Origin of the sequence: Mycobacterium sp. (assembly GCF_049280035.1) — a bacterium.
GTDB lineage: Bacteria > Actinomycetota > Actinomycetes > Mycobacteriales > Mycobacteriaceae > Mycobacterium.
The window spans coordinates 1-13,230 of the sequence record NZ_JBAPPI010000882.1 but is presented as its reverse complement, the minus strand read 5'-3'; the positions used below and the strand labels follow the sequence as shown (position 1 = coordinate 13,230).

General features: G+C 64.4%; 13 protein-coding genes. 5 read left to right on the top strand and 8 right to left on the bottom strand.

What is annotated here, in order from left to right; all coding sequences use genetic code 11:
* Positions 1-76: 76 nt before the first annotated feature.
* From WAN71_RS28055 to WAN71_RS28035, 5 genes are read left to right on the top strand one after another with little or no spacing between them, the layout of a single operon-like run.
* Positions 77-778, top strand: coding sequence for a hypothetical protein (locus WAN71_RS28055; RefSeq protein WP_422228451.1), 702 nt, complete (start codon positions 77-79; stop codon positions 776-778).
* A complete protein-coding gene (locus WAN71_RS28050; RefSeq protein WP_422228450.1) occupies positions 775-1,827 on the top strand; it encodes a polyprenyl synthetase family protein in 1,053 nt (350 codons plus the stop codon). The genes WAN71_RS28055 and WAN71_RS28050 overlap by 4 nt, the downstream gene beginning before the upstream one ends.
* A gap of 35 nt (positions 1,828-1,862) precedes the next feature.
* The gene (gene thyX / locus WAN71_RS28045; protein WP_422228449.1) at positions 1,863-2,615 is read left to right on the top strand and encodes an FAD-dependent thymidylate synthase; all 753 of its coding nucleotides are present in this window, start codon (positions 1,863-1,865) and stop codon (positions 2,613-2,615) included.
* A gap of 58 nt (positions 2,616-2,673) precedes the next feature.
* Positions 2,674-3,570, top strand: coding sequence for a 4-hydroxy-tetrahydrodipicolinate synthase (gene dapA, locus WAN71_RS28040; protein WP_422228448.1), 897 nt, complete (start codon positions 2,674-2,676; stop codon positions 3,568-3,570).
* 19 nt (positions 3,571-3,589) lie between these two features.
* On the top strand, positions 3,590-5,266 hold the full coding sequence (locus tag WAN71_RS28035) for a ribonuclease J (RefSeq protein ID WP_422228447.1): 1,677 nt from the start codon (positions 3,590-3,592) through the stop codon (positions 5,264-5,266).
* Positions 5,267-5,369: 103 nt separating this feature from the next.
* Here the strand turns inward: WAN71_RS28035 and WAN71_RS28030 are convergent, their stop codons facing one another.
* From WAN71_RS28030 to WAN71_RS27995, 8 genes are all read right to left on the bottom strand, one after another.
* On the bottom strand, positions 5,370-6,890 hold the full coding sequence (locus WAN71_RS28030) for a hypothetical protein (RefSeq protein WP_422228446.1): 1,521 nt from the start codon (positions 6,888-6,890) through the stop codon (positions 5,370-5,372).
* 155 nt (positions 6,891-7,045) lie between these two features.
* Positions 7,046-7,876: a phytanoyl-CoA dioxygenase family protein gene (locus WAN71_RS28025; protein ID WP_422228445.1), complete on the bottom strand. Its 831-nt coding sequence runs from the start codon at positions 7,874-7,876 to the stop codon at positions 7,046-7,048.
* A gap of 75 nt (positions 7,877-7,951) precedes the next feature.
* Positions 7,952-9,700 (bottom strand): GMC oxidoreductase, encoded by a 1,749-nt coding sequence (locus tag WAN71_RS28020; RefSeq protein ID WP_422228444.1) that lies wholly within the window; start codon positions 9,698-9,700, stop codon positions 7,952-7,954.
* The gene (locus WAN71_RS28015) at positions 9,693-10,484 is read right to left on the bottom strand and encodes a gluconate 2-dehydrogenase subunit 3 family protein (protein ID WP_422228443.1); all 792 of its coding nucleotides are present in this window, start codon (positions 10,482-10,484) and stop codon (positions 9,693-9,695) included. Before WAN71_RS28015 ends, WAN71_RS28020 begins: the two co-directional genes overlap by 8 nt.
* Before the next feature lie 64 nt (positions 10,485-10,548).
* Positions 10,549-11,019: a hypothetical protein gene (locus WAN71_RS28010; protein ID WP_422228442.1), complete on the bottom strand. Its 471-nt coding sequence runs from the start codon at positions 11,017-11,019 to the stop codon at positions 10,549-10,551.
* Between the two features lie 57 nt (positions 11,020-11,076).
* Positions 11,077-11,949, bottom strand: coding sequence for an SAM-dependent methyltransferase (locus WAN71_RS28005; RefSeq protein ID WP_422228441.1), 873 nt, complete (start codon positions 11,947-11,949; stop codon positions 11,077-11,079).
* Positions 11,950-11,954: 5 nt separating this feature from the next.
* Complete coding sequence (locus WAN71_RS28000) at positions 11,955-12,785, bottom strand: mycofactocin-coupled SDR family oxidoreductase (protein ID WP_422228440.1); 831 nt, start codon at positions 12,783-12,785, stop codon at positions 11,955-11,957.
* Positions 12,785-13,099, bottom strand: a complete 315-nt coding sequence (locus WAN71_RS27995) for a putative quinol monooxygenase (RefSeq protein ID WP_422228439.1) — start codon at positions 13,097-13,099, stop codon at positions 12,785-12,787. The genes WAN71_RS28000 and WAN71_RS27995 overlap by 1 nt, the downstream gene beginning before the upstream one ends.
* Positions 13,100-13,230: the final 131 nt, after the last annotated feature.

The window sequence follows — 13,230 nt, the reverse complement described above, 5'->3', positions numbered from 1 at the left end:
CACGGTTTGATTTACGGCGTTAACTCAAATGCTATTGCCCTTTCGTGCAATACGACCAACTCTGCGGGAGGCTTCGTTGACCAACCGGGGGTTCCGCGACGACGGCACCATCGACGATCTGCCGTGGGCATCGGTTTTCGACCCTGCCGCGAACGCCCGGGCGCTCAGTGCCATTCAGGCCGAAGGGTTTCGGGCCGCCAGTCGAATCGTCGACCAGTTTGTCCGAGCGGTGGGATCGAGCACGAACGGCGAAGCGGCTGCGACGCCAGCCGATTCAACCAACGGCAACGCGCCGGTTAACCCCAACGGCGCGGTGGATGGCAGTTCAGAACTCGAACGGTTGACGCGGGCCTGGTGGTCGATGGTCGGGCAATCCCTCCTTCGGTCATTGCCGCTCACCCCGACTGCCGGCAGGGAGTCGGTGAGCCTGGACGTGAACAATCCCGATGCGAAGCGTGCCATCAACCTCGAGGCGCCCGTCGGCGGTTCTGCCAATTCTGAGGTGTGGTTGCACAACAGGGGACCCGACGACCGCGGCGATGTCTCGCTGCGATGCAGCGATCTGCTCAGCCATGAGGGCAAGGTAATCGGTGCCGACACAGTGCGGATGGACCCCGCCGTCGTGCCGATGCCCACACGGTCCAGTCGGGGGGTGGTCATCACCATCGACGTTGCCCCAGAGGTCCCGCCCGGCGTCTATCGTGGCACCTTGTTGGCAAGTGGTCACCCTGATCTTTGGCTCCCGGTGATGCTCACCGTCCGACTGCCAAGCGCATGACCAGTACCGCTGACCGCGCCGAGTTGGTGACCGCAGTCGACGAGCGCCTGCGTGAGGTCGCCAAGTTGGTGCGCCGGTCAATGCTCGACGCTTTGCCCGACGGCGAACCCAGCCAGTGGCTGTACGCGCCGATGCGCGAGTACCCGTCGCGGCCGGGAAAAGCGCTCCGGCCCGCGCTGTGTCTTTCGGCCGGGCGCGTATTCGGGGCGCACCCGGATGAACTGCTCGGTCTAGCCGTCGCGATCGAAATGCTGCACAATGCATTCCTGGTGCACGACGACATCGCCGATGGCAGCGAAATGCGCCGCAACAGGCCGACTTTGGCGGCAACGCACGGAGTGGCCGCGGCTCTCAATGCGGGCGATGCGTTGGCAGTGGTGGCCGGCCAGGTGTTGCGGCGGGCGACGCGGCGGCTCGATCGAGACCTGGCCGAATTGGTATGGGCGGAATTCGACACGATGGCGATGCGCACGCTAGAAGGGCAGGCCACCGAAGTCGGCTGGCAACTCGACAAGGTCGAGGATTTGCGGCCCGATGACTACCTGCATCTGATCATGCATAAGACGTGCTGGTACACCACCATCCATCCACTGCGGGTCGGTGCGATCGTAGGATCTCGCGGGACCGCAGAGCTGGGACCGTTGGTGCGGTTCGGTTTTCACTTCGGCGCGGCGTTTCAGATCCGCGATGACCTGCTCAATCTGGTCGGTGACGAGCGCATGTACGGCAAGGAGATCCTGGGCGATCTTTATGAAGGCAAACGCACGCTGCCGCTCATGCACCTGCTCAGCGTCGCTCAAGGCGCCGACGATGCGCTCGTCCGCGAATACCTGCACCTGACGCGATCGCAAAGGTCGGCCGAGCTGGTGCAGCGAGTGCGTGCGCTGATGGACGACTACGGCAGCATCGCGTACACCAGCGAATACGCCGAAGGCATCCTGCTGGTCGCCGAGGAGTACTTCGAGCAGGCCTTCGCGGGCGCCGAACCGGGCCCCGACCTCGATTTCCTGCGAGCACTGGTGCCCTACGTCTGGGCGCGCTGGCGCTGATGCCCGCCGCCCCACACCGGGCTAGGGTGTTCGCCGTGGCCGAGACCGCGCCGTTGCAGGTGAAACTGATCGCCAAGACCGAGTTCTCCGCGCCCCCGGACGTGCCGTGGAGCACCGACGCCGACGGCGGCCAAGCGCTGGTCGAGTTCGCCGGCCGGGCGTGCTATCAGAGCTGGTCCAAGCCCAACCCCAAGACCGCGACCAACGCCGCCTACCTCCAGCACATCATCGACGTCGGGCATTTCTCGGTGCTTGAGCACGCGAGCGTGTCGTTTTACATCACCGGTATCTCACGCTCGTGCACTCATGAGCTGATCCGACACCGGCACTTCTCCTACTCGCAGCTGTCGCAGCGCTACGTGCCGGAAAAAGAATCCCAGGTCGTCGTGCCCCCGGGCATGGAAGGCGATGCCGAATTGCAGCAGATCCTCGCCGAGGCCGCCGACGCCAGCCGCGCTACCTACACCGAGCTGCTGAGCAGGCTGGAAGCCAAATTCGCTGACCAGCCCAACGCGGTGTTGCGCCGCAAACAGGCGCGCCAAGCCGCCCGCGCGGTATTGCCCAACGCCACCGAGACCCGCATCGTGGTCACCGGAAACTACCGGGCTTGGCGGCACTTTATCGCCATGCGGGCCAGCGAGCACGCCGACGTGGAGATCCGACGGCTGGCGATCGCGTGTCTGCGCCAGCTCGTCGACGTCGCGCCCGCGGTGTTCACCGATTTCCAGATCGCCACGCTGGCCGATGGCACCGAGGTGGCGACCAGCCCGCTCGCCACCGAGGCCTGAGCCGGGGTAGCCGTCACCGCTAACTAAAAAGGCTGGCGCCGCCAGGTAACCTGGGTCCGTGAGCGGATTCGACGTCTATTCACGCTTGGGCACGCTGTTGACCGCCATGGTGACGCCGTTCGGGCCCGACGGCTCCTTGGATATCGCGGCCGCCGTCCGCTTGGCGAATCACCTCGTCGACACCGGCTGCGACGGGTTGGTGATATCGGGCACCACCGGCGAGTCGCCGACCACGACCGACGCCGAAAAGCTCGCCCTGCTGCGGGCCGTGCTGGAGGCGGTGGGTGACCGGGCCCGGGTCATCGCCGGCGCGGGCACCTACGACACCGCGCACAGCATCCAGATGGCCAAGGCGTGCGCCGCCGAGGGCGCGCACGGACTGCTGGTGGTGACGCCGTACTACTCGAGACCGCCGCAGGCCGGGCTGATCGCTCACTTCACTGCAGTCGCAGACGCGACCCCGCTGCCGGTGTTGCTCTACGACATCCCGCCGCGCTCCGTGGTACCGATCGAGACCGAGACTCTGCGTGCGCTGGCGGCGCACCCGAACATCGTCGGGGTCAAAGACGCCAAGGCTGATCTGCATGCCGGTGCGCAGTTGATGGCGGAGACCGGTCTGGTGTACTACTCCGGCGACGACGCGTTGAATCTGCCGTGGCTGGCGATGGGCGCCACCGGATTCATCAGCGTGATCTCCCACCTGGCGGCAAGTCAGCTCCGAGACTTGCTGTCCGCCTTCGCCTCCGGAGATGTCACCACTGCGCGCAAGATCAACGTTGCGATCAGCCCGCTCTGCGATGCGATGAGCCGACTCGGTGGGGTGACGATGTCCAAGGCGGGATTGCGCCTACAGGGCATTGAGGTGGGCGACCCGCGGCTGCCGCAGGTGGCTGCGACCGCCGAGCAGATCGACGCACTGGCGGCCGACATGCGTGCGGCTTCGGTGCTCAGGTGAGCCCGAGGGTGGCCCACACGTGGACATAGACCTTCGGCCGCCGGGTCCGCTGCCCACTGGGGGTCTGCGGATCACCGCGTTGGGCGGGATCAGCGAAATCGGCCGCAACATGACGGTTTTCGAGCATCTGGGTCGGTTGTTGATCATCGACTGCGGCGTAATGTTCCCCACCCACGACGAGCCTGGCGTCGACCTGATCCTGCCCGATCTGCGTCACATCGAAGACCGCCTCGACGACGTCGAAGCGCTGGTGCTGACCCACGCGCACGAGGACCACATCGGCGCGATTCCGTTCCTACTCAAGCTGCGTCCCGACATCCCAGTCGTCGGCTCGAAGTTCACCCTGGCCCTGGTCGCCGCGAAATGCCGTGAGCACCGGCTCAAACCGGTGCTGATCGAAGTGGCAGAGGGGCAGCGCAGCACCCACGGGGTGTTCGAGTGCGAATACTTCGCCGTCAACCACTCCATTCCCGACGCGTTGGCCATCGCGGTGCGCACGGGCGCGGGAACAGTCCTGCACACCGGCGACATCAAGCTCGACCAGCTGCCGCTGGACGGACGCCCGACCGACCTGCCGGGCATGTCCCGGCTCGGTGACGACGGCGTGGACTTGTTGTTATGCGACTCGACCAACGCTGAGATCCCCGGCGTGGGGCCCTCGGAAAGTGAGGTCGGGCCGACGCTGCACCGGCTGATCCGGGGTGCTCACGGGCGTGTCCTGGTGGCGTGCTTTGCCTCCAATGTGGATCGGGTGCAACAGATCATCGATGCCGCAGTGGCGTTGGGCCGGCGGGTGTCGTTCGTCGGGCGGTCGATGGTGCGCAACATGGGTATCGCGCGAGAGTTGGGTTTTTTGCGGGTCGCCGAATCCGACCTGATTGACATCGGCGCCGCCGAGATGATGCCACCCGAGCAGATTGTGCTTATTACCACCGGGACTCAGGGCGAGCCGATGTCGGCGCTGTCGCGGATGTCCCGCGGCGAGCATCGCAGCATAACGCTCACCGCCGAGGACCTCATCATCCTTTCGTCGTCGCTGATCCCCGGCAACGAGGAAGCCGTCTACGGCGTCATCGATTCGTTGGCCAAGCTTGGAGCCCGGGTCGTCACCAATCAGCGAGTCCGCGTGCATGTTTCGGGCCATGCCTATGCTGGCGAGTTGCTGTTTCTGTACAACGGGGTGCGGCCCCGCAACGTCATGCCGGTGCACGGCACCTGGCGAATGCTGCGGGCGAACGCCAAACTTGCCGCCAGCACCGGAGTGCCAGAAGACTCGATTGTGTTGGCGGAGAACGGGGTCAGCGTCGACATGATCGCCGGCAACGTCAGCATCGCCGGAGCGGTTCCGGTCGGCAAGATGTTCGTCGACGGGCTCATCACCGGTGACGTCGGTGATATCACATTGGGCGAACGGCTCATCCTGTCATCGGGTTTCGTCGCGGTGACCCTGGTCGTGCGCCGCGGGACCGGGCGTCCGGCAGCCACGCCGCATCTGTACTCGCGCGGTTTCTCCGAAGATCCAAAGGCGTTGGAGCCGGCCGTCCGCAAGGTCGAGGCAGAGCTGGAATCGTTGGCGGCCGGGAACGTCACCGACCCGATCCGCATCGCGCAGGCGGTCCGCCGCACGGTCGGTAAGTGGGTGGGGGATACCTACCGTCGGCAGCCGATGATCGTGCCAACCGTCATCGAGGTCTAACCTGTTGCAGTTGAGATTGCAAGCGGTGTCATGATTTTCGGTCAATCACGACCCTGGATGCAATCTCAACGTTTCCAGGACCGACTGGACGCCCCGTGAATGATCAGAAGGGGTAGAACAAATCCATCGGGCTTAAGAACGAGTGGAAGTCGGTCAAGAGGGGAATGTCCCCGAAGGGCGTCACCAAGGTATCTGCGAGCGTGTCCGCGCCGCTGGGCGTCGTCGGCGCGATGTCGGAGTAGAAGTTCTCAAAGCCGCTGCCGATGTTGAGCACGTCGTAAACCGATCCCACCGGCGGGGCGCTGGTGCCTTCCTCAGAGCTGGTGACGAGGATTTCGGAGTTCGCAACGCCACCCGTCGCATTCGTTATGACGTTGCTGTCAGCCTGGAACAACCCGGCCGGGAGCGTGCTAGTGCGGGCGGTGTCGAAGAATTCGTTCAGGTGAACGCTGTCATAAGAAGGCAGGAATCCAGCTACCCCCGTGAGCCCAGATACCCCAGTGACCGTTGTCGGTTCCGACGCATCCTGCTCAAATCCGAAGAAAGCGAAGGGTTGGGTGGGACTGAAGCCGGTGGTGTCGTCGGGGGAGGCGACGGCCAACGGATCCGTGGGGCCGTAGGGGAAGAACGAATCCGTGGGGTCCAAGAACGCGTGTAAGTCGGTCGTGATGGGAATGTTCCCGAAGGGCGTCACCAAGGTATCTGAGAGCGTGTCCGGGCCGCCGGGCGTTGTTGGCGCGATGTCGGAGTAAATATTCTCAAAGCCGCCAGCCATGTTGTTAATCTCGTACACCGATCCGACCGGCGGGGCGCTTGTGCCTTCCGCGGAGCTGGTGACGAGGAGTTCGGAGAAATCGGGACCCATCGTATTTGCTAGAACGTTGTTTTGAGCCTCGAACCACCCGGCCGGCAGCGTGCCAGTGGAGGCGGTGTCGAAGAATTCGGTCTGGTGAACGCTCTGATAAATAGGCGGGATCGCAGCGATATCAGTGACCGTTGAAGGCTGCGACGCATTCTGCTCGAACCCAAAGAAATCCTGGAAGTATTGGTCGAAAAATGAGGACGCGTTGTTGATGTCGTTCACGGAGGCGACGGCCAACGGATCCGTGGGGCCGTAGAGGAAGAACGAATCCGTGGGGTCCAAGAACGCGTGTAAGTCGGTCGTGATGGGAATGTTCGCGAAGGGCGTCACCAAGGTATCTGAGAGCGTGTCCGGGCCGCCGGGTGTTGTTGGCGCGATGTCGGAGTAGAAATTCTCAAAGCCGCTACCGATGTTGATCACGTCGTACACCGATCCGACCGGCGGTGCGCTGGTGCCTTCGGCGGAGCTGGTGACGAGCAGTTCGGCGCTGGCAGGTCCGAACGGATCCGTTATCACCTCGTTGTCCACCTGGAACAACCCGGCCGGAAGCGTGGCCGTGGGGTCGGTGCCGAAGAATTCGGTCTGGTGAATGCTCTGGTAGATAGGCGGTTCCCCAGATACCGAATAGACCGTTGTTGGCTGCGACGTGTCGCGCTGGAACCCAAAAAACTCCTGTAAGAGTGGGTCGAAAATGGAGGAGTCGGAAGCGTCGTCGGCGAAGGCCAACCAGCTCCAGCCCACCGGAAGGAACGCGGCGGCCAACAGACCACCGGCAACCACGCCGGTCGTGAGCGTGATACGACGACAACCCATGACACCACTCCGACCCAGTGTGACCTGGCTCGTATGAGGATAAGCAGCTGAGCCGACCACCGCTGGCACATCGACGAAATGGCTTCTGCGGTGCGCCGCAATCGTCAGGGCGTGTCGATTTCCGCTTCGTCAGAACCCGTGGTGACGTCGGCGAGAATTTCGCCCCCGCCCGAAGCGATTGACGGCACGTTACGACCGAGTGCGCTCAGCGGGTGGCGGTGGTCAACCAGGCCATAGATGTCGATATGGGTGTCGTAGCCCAGAAGACGAAGAAACTCGTCGGAAAGGGTCGCGGCAACCTCCTTCGGGATTGCGAGATATTGGTTCTCTTGCTGGCGAAGCCAGGGGCAGTTGTAGTTCACGTTCAGTCCGAGGCGAGGTCGTTGCGCGTGGTTGGCGCCCCCGCCGTGGAAGAGCCCTCCATTCCAGACGAGGACCGACCCGGGTTCCATCTCCGCGGTCACGATCGATGGATCTTTGTCCAACTCGGTCGCGTCCTGACTGCGCGGCACCAGGCGGGTCGCGCCATTCTCGGCCGTGAACTCGGTTAGGGCCCACATGGTGTTGACGATCAGGGGCGGGTGGGGACGAGCGATCGGAAACACCACGTCGTCCTGGTGAAGAAACTGAGCCGTCTCGCCCGGGTGGATCTCGATCGCGTTGACAATCGAAACCTGAGGCGCAATCAGCGTGCCCCGGAGGAGTTCCAGGACCGCTGGGTGGGCGACAAGAGGGTCGATGGCGCGAGTCTTGGCAAGAACGTTGTGGACACGCCGGGTCCGATTGCCGAAAAACTCCCCCTTTCCCCAGGCTTGGCAATCCAAGAGTGGACGAAGCGCGTTGCGCGCTTCGTCGAGAACCGGATCCCGAAGCACATCGCGGAGGATGACGTAGCCGTCGGTGCGGAGTTCTTCCAGCGGTTGACCGTTCGACATGGGTCCCTCTTCAGGCAGTTAACCCGTTTACCCAACAGGAGCGTAACCGGCATGTCCAAATTGCGCGGCTCCTCCTCATCGCGCTCCGCTCTGCATCGTCGCCGCGGTGGCCGGTGAGGGGTATCGCCTGCCGGTGATCCCGCGTGCGGTGCGCAGCGCCACCGCCATGATCGTGTTGGTGGGGTTAGAGCCACCGGAGGTCGTGAACACGCTGCCGTCGGAGCAGAACACGTTGTCCATCTGGTGCATTCGTCCATTCCCATCGACGACGCTGGTCGCCGGGTTCACGCCCATCTGCATCCCGCCCATGGTGTGCAGGCCGGTCGGTGGCGCGGTGCCGCTCAGGGAATTTGCGGTGCTCTGCGGTATGGCGGCGTACAGCTGTGCGCCGGATGCCCCGCACATCGCGGAAACCAGCGGCACGAAGAAGTCTTGCGAAGCCTTCTCGAACTTGCCGATCTGGTAGGTGATCCGGGGCGCCGGCTGCCCGTTGAGGTCTTTGATCGTCGGGTCGAGCGTGACGTTGTTGGTCAGGTACGGCATGTCGGTGCCGAAACAATCCACGCCGGCGAGCCGGTCGCGCAGCAGCGAGGCGCGCATCAGCTCCTTGAACGAGCGGCCAAAAAACTGCACACCTGGCAGGAAGCCCAGGATCTCCTGGTAGAACTTGCCTTCCGCGATCGGGTTCTGGCTCCCTCCGAGCTCGCACAGGCCGGCACGGATGTAGGGCAGCCCGGCCAGCCGGGCAAAGGCCCTAGCCCCGGGGAAGTTGGGATCGTTGAAGTCGAACACGACCTGCGTGTTCGAACGACCGCGGTAGGCGTGCACGCGCTGGTTGAGGAAGATGGCGAACCCGTCGTAGAAGTTTTGAAACATGATGCGTTTGCCGATGCGGGCGTAGGGATCCGGCAGGTTGGAAAGCAACGCCAGACGTGGCGTCAAGATCGCCGAGCAAGCCAGCACGACCACGTCGGCGCTTTCCCCACCGGGATTGCCCTGCGCGTCGAGATAGGAGACACCGGTGGCCCGCCGGCCGGCGTAGTTGACCTGGGTGACGGTCGTCTGTGGCCGCAACTGCGTCCGCCCGGTCTGCAGCGCCCGCCGCAGCAGGATGAGGTTGACCGGCTTGGCGGAGATCGGGCACCCATACCCGGAGCAGAACCCGCAGTTGTTGCACGCCGGCGAGCCGTTGTAGGGGACCGAATTGGCCGCCATCGGAAACGGAAACGGATGCAGCCCAAGGCGTTTTGCCCCCGCAGCAAGGAGCGTAGACGAGCGCATCTGCGCCCCTGGCGGCATCGGGAAGGGCTTGGTTTGCGGCTGATGCGTCTGTACGAAAGCGGGTATCGACGCGAGATCGCCCTGAACTCCGATCAACGTTTCGATCTCGTCGTAGTACGGCACGAGTTCGCTGTACTCGAACGGCCAATCCGCCATGTCCGCGCCGGGCACGGGGCCGAGCAGCGACAGTCCCTTGAAGTCGATGTCCCACATCCGGGTGACCTTCACGTCCGAGTGCGGGAATGCGCCGCCGACCTGATTAGGAAGGTCGTTGACGTCGCCGACGTAGGTTGACGCTGCGTTTTGGCTGGCGGTTTGGCGAAATGTGCGCGGGTAGGCCAGCGGGTCCGGCTGCTCGAAGTAGCGGTACACCGCCTTGAGCTCGTCGTTGGAGAACACCGTCGGGAACGGCCCTTGCCCTTCGATATTCGTGTAGTAGTTAGGGCCCATCTCGAAGATCACCACGTCCCAGCCGGCCTCGGCGAGTTCCCACGCCATCACCGATCCGCCCGGTCCCGAGCCGACGATGATCGCCTTAGGCATTTACGCCGCCTTTTCCGCCCATCTTGGCGACGGCCTGCGCCCACCCTCCGCGCACCAGCAAACCGATGATCCCGCTCGCGGCCAGCGCATCCCCCTGGGCCGCCTCGACCTCGGCATCGGTGTAGCCCCGCGGCTGGATGTCTCCCGGCCACTGGATGTCTTGCCAACCAACGAGGTTCGCGTTGCCGCCATACTCCGGGACGGAGTACATCCCCTCGATGGCGTGACCGAACAACAATTGGGTGAATGAGAGGGCCTGACCTGTTGTCAGGATGCTGTCCTGTTTGGCCTGCGACGCCGAGGTGAAGTCGCCGCCGGCCAGCTGGTCGAGTAACGCGATGCCGGTGGTGTACTGGCTGCGAAGGTCGGTGATCCGCTGTTGCCAGGCGTAGGTCTGGGCGCGGTCCAGCGGGACGAAGTCGGCCATGAAGTCCTGGGAGCCGCCGGCGCGGTTGCTCCAGGGCCCGCCTGCGTGCACCATCGGGGGCGAGAATGCGAACGCCGACAGCATGATGTCCAGGTAGTTGACCACGTTCGCTTCGTGCGCCCCCGGGCTGGTTTCCAGCGGGTTGTCTGCTGGTCCGGGGATCAGGCGGCGGGTGGCGGCGTCGAGCACCGCGGCCTGGTGCGCTGAGAGGTATCGGTACGTCGTCTCGGCGGAAGCGGCCGGAAGGACGCCGCCCAGGACGGCGGCCACCGGTATCAGGGTCAGCCCGCCGAGCACCGTGCGCCGGGACACCGGCGCTGACGAGCCGAGTTCTTCGGCGGCCTCGTCGCTGGCCACGGGCAGAGTATGACCTGAATAGCGGACCGCGCCGGGGAAGGACGCGTCCGGCGTGTCGGACCGGCTATCCGGTCTCGTGGTAGTGGTCCGCGGCGTTGCGCCGAATCGCTTCCGGCGGAGCGTAGATCGCCTCGACGATGTGATCGAACAGCACACTGACGAAGGGCGCGACCTGAGCGTGGGACACGATGAGGTCTTGTTGCAGTCGCGGCACCGCGGTGAAGTCGCCGCCAGCCAGCTGGTCGAGCAACGCGATGCCATTGGTGTACTGATCGCGAAGGTCGGCAACCCGCACGCGACGCGCGACGGTCTGGGGGTCGAACCGCGACAGCAGCCCGTCTACATAGCTGACGACGCGCGCCCCGGAAAGGTCGAGCTCACACACGCCGCCTTCCGGCCGGGGAATCAAGTGGTGGGCGATGGCCTCGAGGACCGCAGCTTGGTGCGGCGACAGGAAACGGTAGGCCGCGGCAATCTGGCGCCGGGATACCGGTGCCGAGGAGCCGACTGAGCGGGCAGCCTCGTTGCTGGCCACGTGTCGAGTATGACGCGGTTATGGGGCTGACCTGGGGATGCTGGCGTCGCGGCGTGTCTAGGCCTTGTTCGCGTAGGCCGACCACTCGACCTGTGATGCGGTCAGGTTGCGACCGGTCGGCTCGACGTAACGTTGCAGGATCTGCTCGGGTCCGAGCTGCTCCACCAGCCGCCAACCGTGCCCATCCAAAAACGAGGCAACCTCGTCGGGCTGTAAACCGAAGCGCCACAGCTGCTGACGTTGCCGAAATCTGCGGTACAGCTGCTGCGCGCCATAGAGGTTGACGCCGTCGATGAAATCGCGCCGCACATAAGTGAACACCAGCCGGCTGCCCGACGCCGCTGGCCGCAGACTTTCGAGTGTGGCGTGGACGGCGTCGGCGGTGAGGTACTGGGTCACGCCTTCCCAGATGAAAAAGGCGCGGTAGTTGTTGCAGTAGCCCAATTCGGCCAGCGCACTGAGCACGTCGTCGCGCTCAAAGTCCAACGGCACCAACCGAACCGAGCTCGGCAGCTCACCCAGCACCCGTCGCACGGCGGCGGCTTTGCGCGTGATGTTGACCGGTTGGTCGACCTCGAAGATCGGGATGTCGGTTTTGCGCGCCAATCGGTAAGCGAGGGTGTCCAATCCGGCGCCCAGGACGACCACCGCGTCGATGTCGTCGAGCGCTTCGGTGACCTTGTCGGCGATATAGCGCTTGCGGCAGGCGAAATTGGCCCACAGCCCCGGGCCGCTGCGCTCTATCGCGGACATCATCAGACGTCGCATCATTTCTGGTGGTGTCGCCGTGACCAGCCACCGGGTCGGCGCCGGCAGAAACCGCGCCGCCAGGTCGTCGTCCACCAGCCGCCGCTCCGCTGGTTCGCGTTGTTCCATGGCGGCCAATATCATCGGGCCAAAAGCGGTCTGCGCCGCGGGATTCCGTGGCATGGCGATTACTTGTTCAAAAAGCCGGCATCGACCGGCAAGGTGACGCCGGTGATGTAGCGAGCTTGGTCCGACACCAACCATGCCACCGCGTTGGCGATGTCTTCGGCTTGCAGGACCTCCACTGGCATGGCATTGCCCATGGCTCCCGGCGTGTCCGTCGCAGCGGCCATCTTGGCCAGCCACTCCCGGGTGAACTCGTTGTTGATCATCGGGGTTTCGACGCCGGAAGGATGGATCGAGTTGACCCGGATACTCTGTCCCGCAAGTAGATTCGCATATACCCGCATCAACCCGACCACCCCGTGCTTGGCGGCGGCATAGCCGACCGAACCGGCGTCCGGGCTGCCTACGCCGGCCAGCCCGGCAGCTGAACTGATCAGCACGATCGATCCGCCGGTGTCTTGGGCGACCATCGTCGGAATCGCGACCTTGATGGTGTTGTAGACGCCGGTGAGGTTGACGTCAATGACGTCGCGCCAGCCGTCGTCACCGGATTGCATCGGAGCAATCCCGGCGTTGGCCACGACGATGTCGAGGCGGCCAAACTCGTCCAGGCCCGTTTGCAAGGCGGAAGACAGCGATTCCCGGTTGCGTACGTCACCTTGTTTGGCGAGGATGCGCGAGCCGGTGTCCTCGACCAGCTTGACCGTGGCGGCCAGATCATCGGGGGTGGCGAGTGGATACCGGACGCTGGCGATCTGCTCGCACAAATCGACCGCGATGATGTTCGCGCCGTCGGCGGCCAGCCGCACCGCATGCGCGCGCCCCTGGCCGCGCGCCGCGCCGGTAATGAAGGCAACCTTTCCTTTTAACGGCGCTTCGGGCGACGGGACCATCAGGGGCGCAACTGTCCCTTGCCGGGATCGCCTGCCGGAACGGGTTGCAACATCTTGATGTCCGGAGCTCCGGCGAGGTGCTCGCCGGCCGCGCTGAACATCTTGCCCATCGCCGGCGCGGTGCTGTGGGCCTTGAGCGCCTCTTCGTCGGCCCACTGCTCGACGAAGACGAAGGTGTCGCCGGATTCGTGCAGGGAGTACAGCTGACAACCCGGCTCGTCGTGTACGTCTTTGACCGCGCCGGTGAGGATCTCGCGGACGGCGTCGACGGATTCGGGTTTGACAGTCATGGTGGCGACAACGACGACGGGCATGCGGGCCTCCTGGAAGTTTTGGAGTCGATGGCAGTGGATGCCTGGGTGACGGCTGTCACCATACCCAGCCGGTTCTGTGACCAAGCCGCGACATCGGGCTAACCAGTGTGGCGGATGGTGCAGATGATGCA